General features: G+C 44.1%; 21 protein-coding genes. 8 read left to right on the forward strand and 13 right to left on the reverse strand.

All coding sequences use genetic code 11. The features are described 5' to 3' along the window. Positions 1–15: 15 nt before the first annotated feature. Positions 16–483, reverse strand: coding sequence for a BACON domain-containing protein (locus tag AAE250_RS15520; RefSeq protein WP_294599758.1), 468 nt, complete (start codon positions 481–483; stop codon positions 16–18). Positions 484–835: 352 nt separating this feature from the next. Here AAE250_RS15520 and pheS point away from each other — a divergent pair, with 352 nt between their 5' ends. The 6 genes from pheS (at position 836) to AAE250_RS15550 (ending at position 8,564) form a co-directional block, all read left to right on the forward strand. Continuing rightward, positions 836–1,870, forward strand: a complete 1,035-nt coding sequence (pheS, locus tag AAE250_RS15525) for a phenylalanine--tRNA ligase subunit alpha (protein WP_294599761.1) — start codon at positions 836–838, stop codon at positions 1,868–1,870. A gap of 93 nt (positions 1,871–1,963) precedes the next feature. Beyond that, positions 1,964–3,160, forward strand: a complete 1,197-nt coding sequence (locus AAE250_RS15530) for an MFS transporter (protein ID WP_294599764.1) — start codon at positions 1,964–1,966, stop codon at positions 3,158–3,160. Further along, complete coding sequence (gene nth / locus AAE250_RS15535) at positions 3,157–3,831, forward strand: endonuclease III (protein ID WP_294599767.1); 675 nt, start codon at positions 3,157–3,159, stop codon at positions 3,829–3,831. The genes AAE250_RS15530 and nth overlap by 4 nt, the downstream gene beginning before the upstream one ends. 88 nt (positions 3,832–3,919) lie before the next feature. Beyond that, complete coding sequence (locus AAE250_RS15540) at positions 3,920–5,179, forward strand: phosphoglycerate kinase (protein WP_294599882.1); 1,260 nt, start codon at positions 3,920–3,922, stop codon at positions 5,177–5,179. A 76-nt stretch (positions 5,180–5,255) separates the two neighbouring features. Beyond that, positions 5,256–6,281, forward strand: a complete 1,026-nt coding sequence (locus tag AAE250_RS15545) for a porin (RefSeq protein WP_294599769.1) — start codon at positions 5,256–5,258, stop codon at positions 6,279–6,281. Positions 6,282–6,371: 90 nt separating this feature from the next. Beyond that, positions 6,372–8,564 carry a tetratricopeptide repeat protein gene (locus AAE250_RS15550; protein WP_294599771.1) on the forward strand — a complete coding sequence of 731 codons (2,193 nt, stop codon included), beginning with the start codon at positions 6,372–6,374 and terminating at the stop codon, positions 8,562–8,564. On the opposite strand, the gene AAE250_RS15555 is transcribed toward AAE250_RS15550, so the two are convergent. From AAE250_RS15555 to AAE250_RS15575, 5 genes are read right to left on the reverse strand one after another with little or no spacing between them, the layout of a single operon-like run. Continuing rightward, positions 8,561–9,142, reverse strand: a complete 582-nt coding sequence (locus AAE250_RS15555; protein WP_294599774.1) for a Maf-like protein — start codon at positions 9,140–9,142, stop codon at positions 8,561–8,563. The genes AAE250_RS15550 and AAE250_RS15555 overlap by 4 nt on opposite strands. Before the next feature lie 29 nt (positions 9,143–9,171). Then, positions 9,172–9,702, reverse strand: coding sequence for a KdsC family phosphatase (locus tag AAE250_RS15560; RefSeq protein ID WP_294599777.1), 531 nt, complete (start codon positions 9,700–9,702; stop codon positions 9,172–9,174). 38 nt (positions 9,703–9,740) lie between these two features. Beyond that, on the reverse strand, positions 9,741–10,529 hold the full coding sequence (locus AAE250_RS15565; RefSeq protein ID WP_294599780.1) for a Rossmann-like and DUF2520 domain-containing protein: 789 nt from the start codon (positions 10,527–10,529) through the stop codon (positions 9,741–9,743). 1 nt (position 10,530) lies between these two features. After that, a complete protein-coding gene (locus AAE250_RS15570) occupies positions 10,531–10,866 on the reverse strand; it encodes a hypothetical protein (RefSeq protein WP_294599783.1) in 336 nt (111 codons plus the stop codon). Positions 10,867–10,868: 2 nt separating this feature from the next. Then, on the reverse strand, positions 10,869–11,405 hold the full coding sequence (locus AAE250_RS15575; protein WP_294599786.1) for a nitroreductase family protein: 537 nt from the start codon (positions 11,403–11,405) through the stop codon (positions 10,869–10,871). A gap of 58 nt (positions 11,406–11,463) precedes the next feature. Here AAE250_RS15575 and AAE250_RS15580 point away from each other — a divergent pair, with 58 nt between their 5' ends. After that, entirely contained in the window at positions 11,464–12,447 is a 984-nt protein-coding gene (locus tag AAE250_RS15580; protein WP_294599789.1) for a GNAT family N-acetyltransferase, read from the forward strand. A gap of 12 nt (positions 12,448–12,459) precedes the next feature. On the opposite strand, the gene AAE250_RS15585 is transcribed toward AAE250_RS15580, so the two are convergent. The 4 genes from AAE250_RS15585 to AAE250_RS15600 form a co-directional block, all read right to left on the reverse strand. Then, complete coding sequence (locus AAE250_RS15585) at positions 12,460–14,535, reverse strand: alpha-amylase family glycosyl hydrolase (RefSeq protein ID WP_342289155.1); 2,076 nt, start codon at positions 14,533–14,535, stop codon at positions 12,460–12,462. Between the two features lie 89 nt (positions 14,536–14,624). Then, positions 14,625–14,873 (reverse strand): hypothetical protein, encoded by a 249-nt coding sequence (locus AAE250_RS15590; protein WP_342289157.1) that lies wholly within the window; start codon positions 14,871–14,873, stop codon positions 14,625–14,627. Next, positions 14,807–15,064, reverse strand: coding sequence for an AAA family ATPase (locus AAE250_RS15595; RefSeq protein ID WP_342289161.1), 258 nt, complete (start codon positions 15,062–15,064; stop codon positions 14,807–14,809). The genes AAE250_RS15590 and AAE250_RS15595 overlap by 67 nt, the downstream gene beginning before the upstream one ends. Further along, a complete protein-coding gene (locus tag AAE250_RS15600) occupies positions 15,045–15,167 on the reverse strand; it encodes a hypothetical protein (protein WP_342289163.1) in 123 nt (40 codons plus the stop codon). Before AAE250_RS15600 ends, AAE250_RS15595 begins: the two co-directional genes overlap by 20 nt. Positions 15,168–15,374: 207 nt before the next feature. Here AAE250_RS15600 and AAE250_RS15605 point away from each other — a divergent pair, with 207 nt between their 5' ends. Continuing rightward, the gene (locus tag AAE250_RS15605) at positions 15,375–16,721 is read left to right on the forward strand and encodes an ATP-binding protein (RefSeq protein WP_294599798.1); all 1,347 of its coding nucleotides are present in this window, start codon (positions 15,375–15,377) and stop codon (positions 16,719–16,721) included. Between the two features lie 96 nt (positions 16,722–16,817). On the opposite strand, the gene AAE250_RS15610 is transcribed toward AAE250_RS15605, so the two are convergent. From AAE250_RS15610 to AAE250_RS15620, 3 genes are all read right to left on the reverse strand, one after another. Continuing rightward, positions 16,818–17,918, reverse strand: a complete 1,101-nt coding sequence (locus AAE250_RS15610) for a glycoside hydrolase family 53 protein (protein WP_294599801.1) — start codon at positions 17,916–17,918, stop codon at positions 16,818–16,820. A gap of 86 nt (positions 17,919–18,004) precedes the next feature. Then, positions 18,005–19,417 carry an Outer membrane protein SusF domain-containing protein gene (locus AAE250_RS15615; protein ID WP_294599804.1) on the reverse strand — a complete coding sequence of 471 codons (1,413 nt, stop codon included), beginning with the start codon at positions 19,415–19,417 and terminating at the stop codon, positions 18,005–18,007. 26 nt (positions 19,418–19,443) lie between these two features. After that, positions 19,444–20,628 carry a SusE domain-containing protein gene (locus AAE250_RS15620; RefSeq protein ID WP_294599807.1) on the reverse strand — a complete coding sequence of 395 codons (1,185 nt, stop codon included), beginning with the start codon at positions 20,626–20,628 and terminating at the stop codon, positions 19,444–19,446. Positions 20,629–20,631: the final 3 nt, after the last annotated feature.

The raw sequence follows: 20,631 nt of genomic DNA on the forward strand, positions 1-20,631 counted from the left end.
TCTATCCTAAGTTTATTACCAATCTTGAGCATCTTGATTAAAATCCTCTGTATTCCCGGTCGTATCGGGGTCAGGTTTCGGTTCAGCCCCTTGCTGCGTTACTACAATATCCTGCTTAACATTGCCCGAAGTTATAGTTATGGTAGCAGAACGTTCATCATAAGTCTTATTTTCTTGGGCCGTAATAGTAATACTGTTTTTACCGGCATCGCCACTAAGAGGATATACGCTAATCCAACTATCGGCACGCGTATTAACCACAGATATGTTCCAAGGTGCAGTTGTGGTAAATTCAAAAGATACCGGTTCTTTGCTTTCCGCCCCAATCACCGGCTTCAAATCAGTACCGGGAGGAATTGTAATTTCAGGAACAGCAGGTTCCGGTTCATCCGTTTTGTCATCACCATTATCCGAACAAGCATAAAATAGCAGTACTAACATTAATGCTATTCGGGAATACTTTTTTAACCAAATACTTCTCATAATAGTCTTTGTTTTATAATGAATATATTTTCCTCATACACGGATCTACCTATTTCAGCAACAACACATTGCGAAAAGAAAGCAGGGACTGTTATAAAGCTATGTCCAATTATTCGTTTTCATTACATTAACACTTTACTGTTTTCGACAAATATAAGTTTTTTATTTAAAGGTTCAACGCAATCTATCAGTTTTTTTCTTATATACTTTTATTTAATATGCTACACTTCATATTCACTGAAGCAACAAAATCAGCGATTCTTGGAATAATCTTGTTCAATTGGCGACAAAACAACGATAAAATTGTATCTTTGCACCGTTTTAACTCGAAAATAAATAAGACAACAACGATATGATAGCTAAAATCAATCAGCTTCTGCAAGAAGTGGAAGCGCTGAAAGCCGCTAACGCCGAGGAATTGGAAACACTTCGCATCAAATACCTCAGCAAGAAAGGAGCCATCAACGAACTGATGGCGGATTTCCGTAACGTACCTGCCGACCTGAAGAAAGAAGTAGGTATGAGACTGAACGAACTCAAAAACAAAGCGCAAGAAAAGATTACCGCTTTAAAAGAACAGTTCGAAAGTCAGGATACCGGTTGCGACGACCTTGACCTGACACGTTCCGCCTATCCTGTAGAACTGGGTACACGCCACCCGCTTACGATTGTCAAGAATGAAATCATCGATATATTTGCCCGCCTCGGTTTCAGCATTGCCGAAGGTCCCGAAATAGAGGACGACTGGCATGTATTCTCTGCGCTGAACTTTGCAGAAGACCATCCGGCACGCGACATGCAAGATACTTTCTTTATCGAAGCCAACGAAAAAGATGTTGCCAAAAACATCGTTCTGCGCACACATACCAGCAGTGTGCAGGTTCGCGCCATGGAGAACGCCCAACCGCCCATCCGCATCATCTGCCCGGGACGTGTATATCGTAACGAAGCCATCAGCTACCGCGCACACTGTTTCTTCCACCAGCTGGAAGCTTTGTATGTGGACAAGAATGTATCCTTCACTGATTTGAAACAGGTTTTGCTGCTCTTCGCCAAAGAGATGTTCGGCAATGACACCAAGATCCGTCTGCGTCCTTCGTACTTCCCGTTCACGGAGCCAAGCGCCGAAATGGATATCAGCTGTAACATCTGCGGCGGCAAGGGATGCCCCTTCTGCAAGCACACAGGCTGGGTGGAAATTCTGGGCTGCGGTATGGTAGACCCGAATGTACTGGAAGCCAGCGGCATCGACAGTAAAGTGTATAGCGGCTATGCTCTGGGTATGGGTATTGAACGCATCACCAACCTGAAATATCAGGTGAAAGACCTCCGTATGTTCTCTGAAAACGATACGCGCTTCCTGAAAGAATTCGAAGCAGCTTATTAATTTCTGTATAGAGAGCACAGAGCTTTTATTGAAACACAAAACGATCTGTCATTCGGAGCATAGTTCCGAATGACAGATACATTTATTTACGCTATGGCAAAAGACAAACTCGTAACTCCCGGTTATTGCCTCATCTTGGCAGCCAACTTCCTCTTGTACTTTGCCTTCTATCTGATACTTCCGGTCCTGCCTTTTTATCTGACCGAGGTATTTCATACCGGCAATGCAGCAGTAGGCATTATTTTGTCATGCTATACCATCGCCTCTCTTTGTATACGTCCTTTCTCGGGCTATTTACTCGACACACTGGCACGCAAGCCACTCTATCTCGTAGCTTATTTTATCTTCATCACCATCTTTGCAGGATATATATGGGCAGGTATTCTGTCCATCTTCATCATGCTGAGGGTGGTTCACGGACTGGCATTCGGAATGGTGACAGTTGCCGGAAACACGATCGTTATCGATATCACCCCCTCTTCCCGGCGCGGTGAAGCAGTTGGATATTACGGCCTGATGAACAACACTGCCATGAGCTTCGGGCCGATGATCGGTCTTTTCATGCACGATATCTACTCCTTTGAAACGATTTTTACCTGCTCGCTCATATCGGGTATCATCGGCTTCATTGCCGCCTGCTTTGTGAAAACACCTCCCAAACAACCGGTAAAGCGGGAACCTATTTCACTCGACCGCTTCGTTCTATTAAAAGGTATTCCTGCCGGAATCGCCTTGCTTCTGCTTTCGATTCCTTACGGAATGACAAGTACCTACGTGGCCATGTACGCCAAGGAGATAGGAATCACTTTGAATTCGGGGCTGTTCTTTACCTTCATGGCCGTCGGCATGGCTGTATCGCGTATGTTCTCCGGGAGACAAGTAGACAAAGGACGTATCACCCAAGTCATCACACTGGGACTGTATCTGGTCTGTGCCTGCTTCTTCATTCTGTCCGCATGTGGCCTTTTAATGAAGTCGACTCCGGAGCTGACTAATATATTATTCTTTATGGTAGCCCTCCTGTTAGGAGTAGGTTTCGGCACCATGTTCCCCGCTTTCAACACCATGTTTGTGAACCTGGCTCCTAACAGTCAGCGCGGAACGGCCACCTCCACCTACCTGACCTCATGGGATGTAGGTATCGGCATCGGACTGACAGCCGGAGGATATATCGCCCAGATCACCTCTTTCGACATGGCATACTTTGTCGGCGCATGTCTCACAGTGGTTTCCATATTCTATTTCAACTTGAGAGTATCTCCCCATTACCATAAAAACAAATTAAGATGAGAAAGAAAGAACGTTATGAGAAAATAATTGCCTGGTTCAGGGAAAATCGCCCCGTAGCCGAAACCGAACTGCATTATGAAAATCCGTTCGAACTGCTGATAGCGGTTATTCTCTCCGCACAGTGCACGGACAAACGGGTGAACATGATTACCCCGGCCCTTTACCGGGATTTCCCTACCCCCGAAGCACTCGCCGCTACCACCCCCGAAGTGGTATACGAATATATCCGTAGCGTATCCTACCCCAACAACAAAGCCAAGCACCTCGTAGGCATGGCCCGAATGCTGGTGAAAGACTTTAACAGCGAGGTACCCGGCACATTGGAAGAACTTGTCAAGCTTCCCGGCGTGGGACGCAAGACTGCCAACGTCATTCAATCCGTCGTTTTCAACAAAGCCGCAATGGCGGTAGATACACATGTATTCCGCGTCAGTCATCGCCTGGGACTGGTGTCAGATAAATGTACAACCCCCTTTAGTGTAGAAAAAGAGTTAGTAAAGCATATCCCCGAAGCCGACATTCCGATAGCCCATCACTGGCTTATCTTGCACGGACGTTATGTATGCCAGGCACGCACACCCCAATGTGATAACTGCGGTTTACAATTGATGTGCAAATATTACTGCCAGAAATATAAAGTTAGCGAAGAGAGCAGCAAAGACGAAGAATAAATAACTATTTCATAGCAAAAAAAAGAAATTAATGCTAACTTTGCGCTCACTAAAAAGGATTTAGTAACACTTTTAAATAATATAGAATATTATGACAATTGATCAATTTAACTTTGCCGGAAAAAAGGCATTCGTTCGCGTGGACTTCAATGTGCCCTTGGACGAAAACTTCAACATTACAGATGATACCCGTATGCGTGCCGCTCTTCCCACACTGAAGAAGATTTTGGCTGACGGCGGTAGTGTAATTATCGGTTCTCACCTCGGTCGTCCGAAAGGTCCGGCTGACAAGTTCTCTTTGAAGCACATCCTGAAGCATCTGTCTGACCTGCTGGGTATTGATGTACAGTTTGCTAATGACTGCATGGGCGAAGAAGCTGCTGTGAAAGCTGCTGCTCTGCAACCGGGCGAAGCATTGCTGCTCGAAAACCTCCGCTTCTATGCAGAAGAAGAAGGCAAACCCCGTGGTTTGGCTGATGATGCTACAGACGAGGAAAAGAAAGCTGCCAAAGCAGCCGTTAAGGAAAGCCAGAAAGAGTTCACCAAGAAATTGGCTTCTTATGCTGACTGCTACGTAAACGACGCTTTCGGAACAGCTCACCGTGCACACGCTTCCACGGCATTGATTGCTAAATATTTCGACAAAGACAACAAGATGTTCGGCTATCTGATGGAAAAAGAAGTGAAGGCTGTTGATAAAGTGTTGAATGACATCCAACGTCCGTTCACTGCCATCATGGGTGGTTCTAAAGTTTCCTCCAAGATTGAAATCATCGAAAACCTGCTGAGCAAGGTAGATAACCTGATCATTGCCGGTGGTATGACTTATACTTTCACCAAGGCTATGGGTGGCAAGATCGGTATCTCTATCTGTGAAGATGACAAACTGGATCTGGCTCTCGACCTGATGAAGAAAGCAAAAGAAAAAGGTGTAAACCTTGTACTGGCTGTTGACGCTAAGATTGCTGACGCTTTCTCCAACGACGCTAATACCAAGTTCTGTCCGGTTGACGAAATTCCTGATGGTTGGGAAGGTCTTGACATCGGTCCCAAGACTGAAGAAATCTTCGCAGAGGTTATCAAGAACTCCAAAACTATTCTTTGGAACGGTCCGACAGGTGTATTCGAATTCGAGAACTTCACTCACGGTTCACGTGCAGTAGGCGAAGCCATCGTAGAAGCTACCAAGAACGGTGCTTTCTCACTTGTAGGTGGTGGTGACTCTGTAGCTTGTGTCAACAAGTTCGGCTTGGCAAGCGGCGTTTCTTACGTATCTACCGGTGGTGGTGCATTGCTCGAAGCAATCGAAGGAAAAGTTCTTCCGGGTATCGCTGCTATCAACGAATAATCAAATCACATTTATACAAAAAGGCAGCTCTTTGAAAAAAGGGTTGCCTTTTTTACTACTATCTTTATCCTTACACATGAGACGAATACTGCTATCCTGCCTCTTCTTGGCAGCAGCCTGCATTTTAAGAGCGCAAGACGCTTGCCTGACCGACATTGTTAATACTCTGAAAGACCGCATTTCCCTTTCCGGCTATGCCCAAGTGGGATATACTTACGATGACGAAGGCGAAGGAACTACCAATACTTTTGATATAAAAAGAGTTATCTTTATGGCAAGCGGTAAGATTACCGACCAGTGGACATGCTATTTCATGTACAGCTTTGCCAATACCGGAAAGATACTGGAAGCATATACCGAATACCACTTCTTGCCTCAACTCACAGCCCGAATCGGTCAGTTCAAGACCATGTACACCATTGAGAACCCGATGTCCCCTTGCTTCGTAGAGTTGATAAACTGCTATTCGCAAGCCGTCAACTATCTGGCAGGTATCAATGGAAGCGATCCTTTGTACGGTTCCAGCAGTGGCCGCGATATGGGACTGCTTATTTATGGTGACCTCTTCAAAAAGCTTGTAAGCTATAACCTTGCTGTAATGAACGGACAAGGCATTAATCTGAAAGACAAAAACAACCAGAAAGATATTGTAGGCAGCCTGATGGTACATCCATTGGAATGGCTATCGGTAGGAGGTTCATTCATTAAAGGCAAAGGATGTGCCATGGCGGCTTCTTCCATCAATCCGGATATTGCCGTAGGCGAGAATTATACCCGCAATCGCTGGTCGGCAGGTGCTACCATCAAAACAAAACCTATCGATGTGCGTACGGAGTATCTGGAAGGTAAGGACGGACATGTGAAAAGCAACGGTTACTATGCAACCGTATCCGCCCACGTATTGCCCAAGTTTGATGTTATTGCTTCATACGATTACCTGAACAAAGATAAGGCCATGTCCGACAAACAGACCAACTACGTAGCCGGTGTACAATATTGGTTCTATCCCAAATGCCGTTTGCAGGCTCAATACACTTACTGCAACCGCCATAAAGGCGAGAATTCCAACCTGCTGCAAGCACAGTTGCAAGTTCGTTTCTAAAAGAAGTCTATCAGTATTTTCCAAAATGACCGAACTTTTTGGCATTCTTTTTGTAGTTTTGTAAAGTACATCTCTTAAAGATACAGACTTATGAATGAACAAGCCATACAAGATCAATATCAACATATCATCGTCCTGCTGGAACAGCAACGATTGAAAGAAGCACAATCCCAACTGGAAGCATTTCTGTGGAACAGCAGTGATTGGACACTCCGTAACCGTTTGGAACAAGTACAGACGTCCTATCAATACATGTTGCAGTACATGCGGCAAGGAGTAAACGACCCCGAACGGCAGAAACTGTACCGCCAACTGTTGACCGATACTTGGGAGATTGCCGACCAGACACGCCTCAGCTTGCTCGACGGTACTTCCAACCACTATTACCATGCCCTGCGTAACAATCGGGAACATCTTCCAAAGGAGTACAATATTGCCAGCATGCAGAAAGTATTGGAATCTTTTCCAGATGATATGGCCGTTTGCCAACTGATGCCGAATGCACAAGGGCTGGATGCTGTACTGAAACGCCATGAGGAAACCATCCAGGTTCTTTTCCTTTCCACATGGTGCAACAGCGACTGGACAGCAGAAGACGAGCAACAAGCCAAAGGGGCATTGGAATCAGAATTACTCCCTGTCAATGATTTATGCCTGTTTACCAGTGCTGTCATGTTGAGCCTGATAGAATGTTTCGACGCGCGTAAGTTCTCCTGGTTACTGGATGCAACAACTCACCCGGACACCCGGGTAAACCAGCGTGCTCTGATAGGGATTGCGTTCGTACTTCATTTCCACCCCACCCGCTTGTCGCTCTATCCGGAACTGACAGCCCGGCTTTCCCTGCTCGACGAAGACGGTAGTTTCGGCAAACAAATGAACCGCGTATATATCGAAATGCTCCGCAGCCAGGAAACGGAGAAAATTGACAAGAAGATGCGCGAAGAAATCATCCCGGAAATGATGAAGAACGTAAACATCATGCGCAACATGAAATACGGCTTCGAAGACAATGCCGAAGAAAACGACCGTAACCCGGACTGGGAGAAAGCATTCGAAAGCTCCGGTTTAGGCGATAAGATACGTGAAATGAACGAATTGCAATTAGAAGGTGCTGACGTTTATATGAGTACATTTGCCCAACTCAAAAGTTACCCGTTCTTCCGGGAGCCGCACAATTGGTTCTATCCGTTCGACATGCATCATTCCAGCATTATCAAGGAGTTCGGTCTTAACCCGACGGGAGACAATGCCGTTCTTGCACTTCTCCTGCAATCAGGATTCTTCTGTAACAGCGACAAGTATTCGCTTTGCTTCACGATGGCACATATCCCGCAGGCGCAGCGCAACATGATGCTCAGCCAGATGACGTCGCAGGATTTGAATGAGTTGATGGATGAAAGTAAATCTTCCACCCTCCGGCAATATGCCCAACGACCAGACGTTATCAGCAATCAGTATATCCACGATCTATACCGGTTCTACAAGCTAAGCCAACGCAGGTATGAGTTTCACGACATTTTTAAGGATGAGATTGCTTTGCACCGTATTCCTGCATTAAAGGAGATTCTGTGCAAGCCCGAACTGCTGATTGTCGTAGCCGACTACCATTTCCGCAAAGAGCATCCGGCAGAAGCTTTGGAACTTTATCAAGAATTAATAGCGCTGAACTATGCAGATGCAGATACTTTCCAAAAAGCAGGTTATTGTCTGCAAAAGGAGAAACGCTACAAAGAAGCGGTGAGTGCCTACCTAAAGGCCGATGTTCTGAAACCCGACCATGTGTGGACCATCCGCCATCTTGCCACTTGTTATCGCCAAATGAAAGATTTCGGTTCTGCATTGGAGTATTATAAGAAAGCAGAAGCTATCCAGCCGGAAAATCATAGTATTCTGTTTTACGCCGGAAGCTGTCTTGCCGAGCAGGAGAAATATGAAGAGGCCCTGCAATATTTCTTTAAGCTGGACTTCATAGAAGGCAACTGCATAAAGGCGTGGCGAGCCATAGGCTGGTGCTCCTTCGTCAGCGGTAAATACGAGCAGGCCATGAAGTATTATGAAAAGATACTTGCCTCCAAGCCCCTTGCCACAGATTATCTCAATGCCGGACATGTTGCTTGGAGACTAGGGAATATAGAAAAGGCTGCTGAATATTATGGTAAAGCAGCCTTGGAAAGTGGTAGCCGGGAAGTCTTTTGGGAGATGTTCAGCAAAGACAAGGATACACTTGTCAAGCAAGGCATTGACGAAAAAGACATTCCGTTGATGATGGATTTGGTTTAAACCTTTTGTAACTCCCTGTACAGTTTCTGTACGGGGAGTCCCATTATGTTGTAATAACTTCCGGATATATTCTCTACCCCGATAAAGCCAATCCATTCTTGTACACCATACGCTCCGGCCTTATCCATCGGCTGGTATTTATCTACATAGTAAACGATTTCTTCTTCGCTCAATTCAGAGAAACGAACTTCGGTCTGAGCTGAGAAACAGCGCTGCCACTCCGTAGTAGTGATGCAAACGCCTGTAAATACTTCGTGAGTACGGCCGGACATATCCCGCAACATTTGCATAGCGTCTTCCCTATCCTTGGGTTTGCCCAATACCCGTCCATCCAGCCAAACGATTGTATCAGCGGTAATCATCAACTCATCCGGTTGAATCATGGAATGATAAGCATCTGCTTTCTCCTTTGCAATATAAAGAGGAATATCCGCCCCTTTCAATGTACCGGGATAAGATTCATCCACATCAGGCAAAGTTCTTACCTCATACTCCACTCCCAAACCTGCCAGTAACTCTTTCCGACGCGGAGAGTTGGAAGCAAGGATTACTCTATATTTTTTCAGATTATCCAGCATAATTATAATGATTAATAATTGCCATTAGTTTACCAGCCAAATGCCTGTTCGTCAGCCATCCAAAGTCCTTTTAGTTTCAATACCTGCTCTACGATGTCACGACCGCATCCATAACCGCCATCCGCATACGAGACGTAACGGGCTACAGCTTTCACCTCCGGCACCGCATCCTTCGGACAACATGGCAGACCACATGCATGCATCACTTCCAAATCGGGGATATCATCGCCTACATACAATATTTCTTCATCCTTCAAGTCATGACGATCGCGGAAATCTCTATAGTCGTGAATTTTAACGGAAGAACCCATATAGATATTCTCTTCCGCCAGCCCCAAAGCCATGAAACGTTTACGGACAGCCTCTGTACGTCCACCGGTAATAATACCCAGCAACACTCCCTGTTTCGCAGCCAGATGCAATGAATAACCGTCCTTTATGTTCACTGTACGCAGCGGTTCACCCTCCGTACTCATCGGAATCACATTGGCACTCAGCACACCGTCTACATCAAAAACGAGGGCTTTTATCTTCTTCAAATCATAGTTTATGGTACTCATATCACTTTTTTTAAGATCTTATCTATACTATATCCGGCCTACGCCAGTCTATGAATATTCTCGCTTATCAGCCGATACAACTTCTGCATTTCCGGTTCATCGGCAAGCATCTGCAAATGTGCATTGATAACATTCTCATCATACCGCACAGCAGGTCCGGTTTGGGCATCATGCGGCGCCAACTCATGTACTTTGCGGGCTGTCTCGTCTATCAAAGGCAGCATCACTTCAAAAGGAAGTTGGTATTTCTTCAACAATTCGGCAGCCATAGCATACATGTGATTGGTAAAATTGCAGGTAAATACAGCTGCCAAATGTAAACTTTTCCGTTGTTCGGAAGTGGCTTCATAAACCCTCTCGGACAATGCAGAAGCAATATCTTTCAGTAATTGGGTATCTGCTTCCGAATGACTTTCTACAAAAATCGGTATATCGCGGAAATCCACCTCACGCTGTTTGCTGAATGTCTGCATCGGATAGAATACTCCATAGCGTTCCACCTGTCCTTCCCAGATATCCATAGAGATACTACCGGCAGTATGCACCCATAGAGCGCTACTTTTTCCCGTAACAATTTCGGGCAGCAATTGTACAAAGGCTGCATCTTTCAACGAAACGATGTAGAGTTGCGCATCTTCTACAACAGCAGACAACTCAGTCGTATACTCTGCCTCCACCATCTGCGCCAAACTTCGTGCCGACTCTTCCGTACGGCTGTAAATCTGCTCAATACGAAAGCCTTTCCGGTAAAGTGCCTTTGCCAAATTGGTTGCCAAATTTCCGGCACCAATAAAAACGATGGACGTATCTTCTATGCTTCTTTTCATCTTATCTCGTAGAAACTAAATACAAAATAGCACCGATCACCAGTAACGCCACCGGCAGCAAGTAGGCAGACATCGTGCCGAGCAATGCAGTTATCAGGCCAAAGTTCAGTACCAGCCACAAGCCTATCAGCACTAATCCTACGGATTTGTCATGTTTGAACAGCAAGAAAATAACTGCCGTGTAGAGCAGGAAGTTATCCTTATTCATCACCCACGGCAATCCTATTGCAGAAAAGTGTACCAGTTTATCCACCAAGTAAAGAATACCGAATACAATCAGCGTAATGGCAGTGGCCTTATACGTATCACGGTTATTATTTGCTTTTGCCGCACTCACCGTTACTTTCCTCCATATTTATTGAGATGAATCTTTTCCCACTGCAAGTTGTCCTCATTGAAGGGTTTGCGTTCCATTCCTTTATGACCGATGGCAATAATACTGACCACCTGTAACTGTAAAGGAATGTCGAGTACATCGTGTACGTATTCATTGGAAGGCACACCGGCTGCCGTGAAACGCTCACGCACCTGCACCCAGCAGCTACCCAAGCCCATATCTTCGGCCTGAAGTTGCAGATAGATGGAGGCAATGGAGGCATCTTCTATCCAGACATCACTCGCCAGCGGGTCTGCAGTCACCACAACTGCCAAGGCGGCATCTGCAATAAACTGCGAAGCCTGTTCCTTGCAATATGACAATTCTTTTAATTTCTCCTTGTCATCCACTACGATGAACTGCCACGCGTTACTACGCTTTGACGTAGGCGCCATCAAGGCTGCTTTCATCAAGGTAACAACCTGCTCCTGCGTCAATTCTTCTTCTGTAAACTTCCGCATGCTGCGGCGCGACTTTATCAATTCATTGAAACTTTCCATAACATATTCGTGTTTAGTGAACGCAAAGATACAAGATTATTTTTTAAATTTGCAGACGATGCCTTTGAAACTGACTACATATTACCGCGGGAGCAAGGTCCCTGAACTACCGGGCACCAATACGTTCCATTCCACAGAGTTATTTCGGATTTACGAAGCAACTCCGGGATATACCCCTGTGCTCATCGTTGCATCGGAAGACGACAAACCCGTTGCAAAACTGCTTGCAGCGATACGCACCAGCGTACGCACGTTTCCGCCAGGCATCATCAAGAGGTGCGAGGTATACGGCACGGGAGAATATTTCGATGAGACCGCGGACAGAGAAGCTATCTTCAGCGATATGTTGCAAAGGCTTACCGACGAGGCATTGCGCAACTCCTTTCTTATCGAGTTTCGTAATCTGGAGAATGCGATGTTCGGTTACAAATCATTCCGGGAGAACCGGTATATTGCTATTAATTGGTTGCGTGTACGCAATTCGTTGCATAGTGTAGAGAAGGCAGAAGACCGTTTCAGCCCGTCGCGCATCCGGCAGATAAAGAAAGGTCTGAAAAATGGAGCCCAAGTGCGGGAAGCACTTACTGTAGAAGAGACTCTTAACTTTGCCCACATGCTGCGCCATGTCTATTCTTCCAAAATACGCCGGCATTTTCCCAGTATAAAATTTTTCCAGCACCTCGAAACCCACCTGATGAAAGAAAATCAAAGTAAAATCTTCATCGTCACTTATAAAGAGAAAATTATCGGCGGCAGTGCCTGCATCTATTCCGATGACAATGCTTACCTATGGTTCTCGGGCGGCATGCGCAAGACCTATGCCTTGCAATATCCGGGCATCCTTGCCGTTTGGAAAGCTTTGGACGATGCCAAGCAACGCGGATACCGCCATTTGGAATTTATGGACGTGGGCCTGCCCTTCCGCAAACATGGCTACCGCGAGTTTGTCCTTCGCTTCGGAGGAAAACAAAGCAGCACCCGACGCTGGTTCCGCTTTCGCTGGGACTGGCTGAATCGGGTGCTGACAAAGATTTATGAATAACAATAGTATATCTTATTGAGCTATCTTAAAAACAACTGAACTATAAGCACTCATTTTGACCAAAGCCTTGTCATTCTCCGTTTTCTGCTGAATATCACCATTCACACCAACAGCTTTTTCTATCTTGTCTGCTAATGTAATCTCCACAGCAGAAGCTCCGAAGTTGTGCACAACCAGCATCTTCTCACTACCTTTTGTCATATACCATGCGGCAATGGCTTTACCCGTAGTCGCATTATTTTCATTATAAGTAGCATGCTTTGACATTGTGCCTTCCGCCAAAGCCGGATACGTATTACGCAGTTTTGCAAAACGGACATAAACATTAAGCAAAGAATTTTCATCACTTTGCTGTTCCACTACAGATTTTATATTGGAAGCTACACCTTTGTCTATCTTATCCGTATAGGCAGTCACCATATTATCTCCCCATAGCATTGGGCCACGTACATATTCGTCACCATTATCTTTCATTCCATAGAGTCCCAGTTCTTCACCATAGTAGATGTAAGGTTCACCAGGACCAGTCAGCAAAACAGCTGCCGCCAGTCTTTCCTTATCAACAGATTTACCCAATTTAGAACCAGTACGGTCCTCATCATGATTCGAAAGTTTAGTAGCCTCAATATAATTGGGACGATTGGCCGCATAGAGTTGTTGATAACTCATAATGTCCTTGGCAAAATAGCAGCCTGTATTATTATTGATGGCCCACTCCAAACGATACCAAAAGTCGAATTCAAACAACGCCGGAAGACCTTGATAATAAGGAGCCACTTCACTGGCGCCGGAAAGTACCTCACCCACCATATAAAGCTCATCCGTTTTACCTTTCTGCTTATAGTACGTATTCAGCTCATCATAAAAAGTTTTCAAGAAAGTTGGATTCTCCGTACCTCCGGCATTGTGATAAATATGCTTCACTGCATCCAGACGAAAACCATCTACTCCACGATCTATCCAACCTTTGGCAGCGCTAATCACTTCTTTGAAAACCGGTGAATTCTTTAAATTGGCGACTTTGCCATAATTAAGATCAGCAAAAGAGGCAGTATAGAAATGAGAATGATAAAACCACAAGTTCATTGATTCAAATAAGATATCGGCTGCGCCTTCACCCTGTTTTAAAGAGAAAGGCTCTCCAAACTTAACCTTACTGCTTTTTGATTCAGCACCGTATTTTTTATCTCCCCAATCCGTATTGCTGGTACGAATCAAAAATCCCCAAGGAGATGTAAAGTTCACAGTCAGTTCGTATAAACCATTTCCTCTATCATAGAACTTCTTGCATACAGCCGGATCACCATAATAAAGATATTTAGCTCCTGTGGTACTTTGATCAGGATTATCTCCATCGGCTGTCTCTGCTTGAGTAACAGTTACCGTCGGTTTCGAAGCATTCGACCAATCAAGCGTGAATTTGTAGCATCCTTCCTCAACTTCTGACGAAGTTGTTGTGGAGAACCACTCGCCCGAATCATACCCAGTCGCTCCTTCACTGGCAATCATATCAATCTTCCCGGCTTTGATATCAGCTTCCGGATCTTGCGAAAAGATATAATAATCGCGATATTTATTGTCGGTAGAGATTTTTGCCGCCTGGAACCAAGGATGTTCGATGCTTGTATGATTCAACACATAGTCCAAATAAATCTTGATTCCCCGGTTGTGTGCTTCAGTAATTAGTCGATCGAAGTCGCTTTCCGTACCGAATTTCTCATTTACCTTGGCATAATCAGTTACGTCATAGCCATGATACGAGGGAGAAGGATGAATGGGAGAAAGCCAAATGGCCTTCACTCCCAAAGAATTAATATAATCCAGTTTTGATATTAAGCCGTTAATGTCACCATATTTATCCCCGTCACTGTCTGCAAAAGAATAAACCAGCAACTGATAGGATATGTCCGCACGTTTCTGACCATCCCAATCAGTGGGAGATGCCACGACATTAGTCCATTCTTCCGTTGGATCAGGCTTCGGTTCCGGTTCAGGAGTCGGTGTTGTACCATTGTCATCACTACAAGCCGCCAGGCAAAGTGATATAGCACAGAATAGGAAAAAAGAAATAAACCTTATCTTCTTCATACCATTAGATTTTCAAATTATTATTCGATTCAAAGGTAAGAAAGAAAAAAAGCACAATACAAAGCCCGATATGGAAAAGCATAATATGATTACGAAAACGTTTGCATATCGAGCAGATTCTTTGTTTTATCAGCCAAGAACAGAGGAATATTCAACAAGTTTCCATCTTGTTTCAAGTTCAACATCGAATAACGAATACGGCAAGCGGGTTGGAAAAGCTTCTCATACTGAATGAGACTCTTCCCCTGCACATTCTGGTCAGCCTTCACTTCTATCGGACAAATCCGGTTACCATATTGAAGCAGAAATACTTCAAGGTATTCAGCGCCTCGTTGCATTCTTGTATCTCATCCAATATCAATAACGTTGTCTGTGGATTTATTTTCTTTCCATGCAAAAAAGACAGTTGTTGGATAATCCGTTGAGGATCTTTTGTCGTTCTAAATATATCACGAAGTCCACTTTCATCTTTATCCAAGCTAAAATAGGCTACATCTTCAAAATGCTCTTTACCAAAATACTTCAACACCCATGTTTTGCCTACTTGCCTGGGCCCATGAATCAGCAACGGCGTCCTCTTTTTCATCCGCCTTCCATGCTGACAATTGCTTGAGAACTTCTCTTTCAAACATAACAAATCACATGTTAGATATCAAAAACGTGGAGATCCCCACATTTTCGATACGAGTTTCGTGCAAATATACACAATTTTGGTGCAATACATAAGATTTATCTTAAGGAAAGATAGTAATTCTTGGAAAAAAAGGCAAAATGCCACTAAATTATCTTGGAAAAGCGGCAATAATGAGTTACTTTTGTATTGGAAAAAAGGAAAGACAATGCTAAAAAGAAAGATTGATAATTACATCAAACGCTATTACGAGACTACTCGTAATGCCCTACTCATTACCGGTGCCCGACAAATAGGCAAAACCTATTCTATACGGGAATTCGGCAAATCATTCAAAAGTTTTATTGAGATAAACTTTGTGGAAATGCCCGAAGCGGTGGAAGTATTCAAAAACGCAAAGAACAGTGCTGATATATTGCTCCGTTTGTCAGTCATAACAACTGTCCCCCTTATCAAAGGTGAAACGCTTGTGTTTTTCGACGAAGTGCAGAAGTGTCCCGATATTGTTACCGCAATTAAATTCCTGGTGGACGAAGGGTCATACCGCTACATTTTGAGCGGTTCGTTATTGGGCGTTGAATTAAAAGATTTGCGTTCAGAACCGGTTGGATATATGGGTGTCAAAGATATGTATCCACTGGATTTCGAAGAGTTCATCTCATGTATAGGCATCAACGACAAAGTGATAGAGTCCTTACGCAAAGCATGGAAGAACCGCACCAAGGTCGACGACTTTGTTCATACTAAAATCATGGAATTGTTCCGCCTTTACCTTGTTGTAGGCGGTATGCCGGCTGCTGTGAGCAAATATATCGATAGCAACAACCTTCAGGAAGTAACAACTGTACAACAGGATATAATTCGCCTTTACAAACGCGACATAGCACAATATGATCCTGAGAATAAACTATATATAGAAGAAATATTCAGCCTTATTCCACCCGAACTCAATGCAAAGAACAAACGATTCATACTGAAACGATTGAACGAGAATGCTAAATTTGAACGTTATCAAAATAGTTTTCTTTGGCTGAAGAATGCAGGTGTGGCGTTGCCTGTCTACAATGTTGAAGAGCCCAAAATGCCATTATTGCTTGCACGGTCAAGGAATATGTTTAAACTCTTCCAAAACGATATTGGCCTGCTTGCAACACAATATGCCGAAGGCATTCAGTTACGAATCATTAAGGGTGATAAGAATATAAATTTCGGTTCGATATATGAGAATGCTGTGGCGCAGGAATTGATTGCACATAATATAGAACCTTATTACTACAATAACAAGAAGCGTGGCGAGTTGGATTTTGTCATAGAACTTAATGGCGAGGTGCTCCCCATTGAAGTAAAGTCGGGTAAAGACTATGAATTGCACCGTGCTTTATCCAATATAATGGATTGTGAGGAGTACGATTTGCCCGAAGCAGTCGTATTTAACAATGATAATTTGAAAGTAGATGGAAAGATTGTCTATGCACCGATTTATATGGTCATGTTTTTAGAGAAGAACAACGATGTGCCGATATATTATAAAGTGGATTTATCGATGTTACAATAACTATTTCGTAAGATCTGAATCATCTGCTCGTTCTCATGTTTGGACAGCTTCTCAGCTGTCCAAACATGCGTTTTCAGTGTCCTCGTTATCCCCCCTTCATCGTTCAATAAACTTCCGAAGTTCCTGCATTGCAGGCAAAACTTTACCAGTATGATTGTCGAATAAACCACGATTCAGCCACCCATCTGTCACACTATTCTCTTTACTTCCATTTTCCTCCGGAAACCACCAAAAAAGTCCTGTAACATTAGAATGACGACGTAACTCAGCTACCAGTTCATGGGTAAAGATACGCTGCCCTTCCACACTGATAGGATAGAATTCACCGTATTGCTCTTCTCCTTTTGCCCAACGGTCATTCTCATGTGAATAATAAGCAGCTGTTTCTACAATCATAACCTCCTTTCCCGGAAAATCAACAGCCAGAGAGTCAAGTGTTGCCGCCAAAACACCTACCGCTCTATGCCACATTGGGTAATAACTTAACCCTATGATATCGTAATCCAGACCTTGCAAATGGTTATAATAAGCTTTGGTAGCAATCCAATCGCCCGCTTTTTCGGTGTGAATAATGATTTTTGCCATCGGACAAACTTCCCTGCAAGCCTTTGCACCCGATTCCAGTAATTGTACCAGCACATCCCAATTTTCATTCCCAAGCGGAGTCAACTTGGCCACCGGCCACATCATACCATTGGTAATTTCATTACCAACTTGAATAAGGTCCGGAGTTGCTCCCATCTCATTCATATAGCGAAGAGTTTGCTTAGTATATTCGTATACACTATCAGGCAATGCCTGCACCGGTACATTTTTCCAACGGTCGGGCATAAATTGTTTGCCCGGATCGGCCCATGTATCCGAATAATGGAAGTCAAGCATAAAGTGATAGCCGGCTTCTTTTATTCTTTGCCCTAAACGAGCCACATAATTCAAATCTTGGCAAACGCCCTCGCCCTTATGCTCGGCAGAAGCCTTATCAGGTTCTACAAACAAACGAACACGAATGGCATTCCAACCCTCTTCTTTGAAAAAGTCTAACGGCTTCACCGGGTTTCCTTTTGCATCACAATACGTCACACCGGCTTTCTCATAAGAAGGAAGCAAGGATATGTCACCACCTAAATAAAGTTTTTGTGCATTGGCTGATGTGCAACACATAAATACTGCCAATAAAATAGGAGTTAATATTTTCATGATATCAGTTTTAGAAATTTGCTTGAATACCAAAAGCGGGTGATCGTAACTTACACGACCACCCGCAATTTATTATTTAATACAGATTATTTTATCTCACCTGTACCTGCAGTGAAATTCAAATAAGCTTTCTGGCCCTCCGTTACGGAAACTCTCGTCTGGTCGCCGCCGGTACCACGATACTCAATCTTTCCATCAAGTATGATAAACTCTGCTTGCCACCAGTCAAAACCTTCAATGCTGACGCACATACGAAGCTCGGCATCTGCTGCAAACGCAGGCGAAACGAATACACCATCCGCAGTGGTAGGAATTTCAAACTTATGGCTGTCTGCCACATTCCATTCACCGGCAGTATCACCAATGAGGTAAACATTCGGAGTATAAACATTGATAGCCTTGCTTTCTCCATTCAGCACATGAAACAGATACCATCCAGCATTAGTAACTTGCACATTACCACTTTTATCTACCAAACCGGCTCCGGCTACATCGTTCATCGGAGCTGAGCTACCGAATTCAGAACCGTCCCAAGCTGCTGCTGCAGAGAATTTTATTTCATCACCGGCATTACAATAAATAATGGTCCAATAGTTACCTTCATGACTGTTTACAGGAGTAAGCTGATGCCATGCACCCCAATTATTGAAGCCGGTACCTGTCATATAAAGTTCTGTAGGAGCTTTCGTGATTTCGTAGGTATAGTCCATCATATTAATGGTCATATTATACTTACCTGCTTTCGCAATCTTTCCGGCACCTGCACCTTCGTTTACAAGTTGTCCACTCATAGCATCGTCTCCATCTGTCTTAAGACCGACCACACCCGGATTAGCCCAGAAGTCTCCTGCATCAATATTCTTTTGCGGAATAATTTTCCAATATTGATCGTCTGCAGTTGTAGTGAAAGAAATAGTAAACACCGGATCATCATAAACATTTACATCGCTATGATTGAACTTCACCATTGTCTCTTCATCCCATCCTACCATATCGCCTACGAGATAATACGCTGCCGAAATATCGGGTTTAACAAGCGTCACTTGTACTTCCGCTTGGTTAGAACTCACGCAAAAAGCTTGTTCTCCTTGTTTAATATATGCCATTACAGTTACAGCCAGTTTACGTGCTATCGGATTCTTGCCATAATAGCTTTCTACTGCACTAACCACTTCTTTAGTAGATACATTTCCTGACGCATCAACAGCCAAAACGGCCTTTCCTTGCGCTGCTCCACTTTCATCCAATTTACTCAGAACAGCTTCATAAGCAGTCACTTCCATACCTTCGGGAGCACTTACCGAAGCGGTAAAGAGCTGAATTGTTTCTGTAGTAACATTTTCCATATCGATGGCTGCAGCAGGAGTAATATTCACGCTAATATCTTTAGCCTCCTCAGCATCAAAACCTTGAGGAGCTGCCCAGTCATCGTAGTCACCCTTACAACTGCTAAGAAGTGCAGCCGTAAGAACCATACTATATATTAATGATTTTCTCATATCAATCAATTTTTATTTATCCGTTATTATTTGTTGTAGAAATGATAGTAACCGGTAATATCGTTAAAGATGATTCGGTAATCGCCGGCTTCTACAGGAATATTGGCACCACCGCCAACGCCCCAACCGAACGGGAATTTCTCACCACCCCAATTAGGATTCCAACTGTCGTCAACGAGGAACTTCATTCCGGTGTTTTCACTGATACTCATATCGTACATCCATACGTGCGGACGAGCACCTTCAAAGGTATCTACCGGCTTCATATTTACGGCACCATCTCCCCAATTGGTAAAGTCACCTGCAATCAACATCTGCGGATATTCAGCCGGATCCTTGTCAAGGGCTGTGAATGTCAAGGTATTAGTATAAGTATCGAGGTCTATTCTATAATAACCTGCCGAGGGCACTTTGAAGTCTCCACCTTCACCAGTGTCATCTTTTCTCTTCGGCTGATTAATGTCATTTTCAACGCCTCCCCATTGGTCATCCCAGCTACCGGGAACACGAATAATCTTGAAACCAAGGTCGGGAGTGAAGTAGCCTGTATAGGTGAGCGGTCCTCTACCTGTTGCATCATCAAACTTACCGCCTTCAACCGGAGTCATCGGGTAAATAGAAACACCTATTTCCGAACCCCATGCACCATCACCCACACCGGCACCGATAAGATACCACAATTCAGGATCTGCAGTAACCAATGCTTGGAAGAAAGGCTTCACTTTCAGAGTTATATTGTTTGAGTAGGTATTTTGGCCTGAACTCAACACACCATTAAGGCGTACATATACATCCAAATTATCGGGTATTTGCTCTTCGCTTGTATAGCCGCCCATCTTCATAATGCCCTTATTAAAGTCTTTGGCGTTGACGTTAAATTTAGCTTTTGTACTATAACTTTCCAACTGTACAAATTTCGGATTGCCTACCACGTCGCCATTCTCATCAACCGTATTTTCCCATTCATTGGTCAGCGACAGTTGAGGGTAATAACTTACAGCTGCTGTATAGCCGAAATCCGGTTGTTTACAAGTAAGTTCAATGCCCTCGCAATTACCCAAATCATACACATTACCACCCAGAGCAGGTGCATTCAGCACAAAACTCTCGGGTACTGTCAAGGTAGGATTGGAGTCTCTGTCGTCCTCGCATGATGTAAAACCCATAAGGGCAACACCTGCTAACAAAGATGCAATAATATATTTTTTCATATT

It is taken from the genome of Bacteroides sp. GD17 (genome assembly GCF_038448625.1).
Taxonomy (GTDB): Bacteria; Bacteroidota; Bacteroidia; order Bacteroidales; family Bacteroidaceae; genus Bacteroides.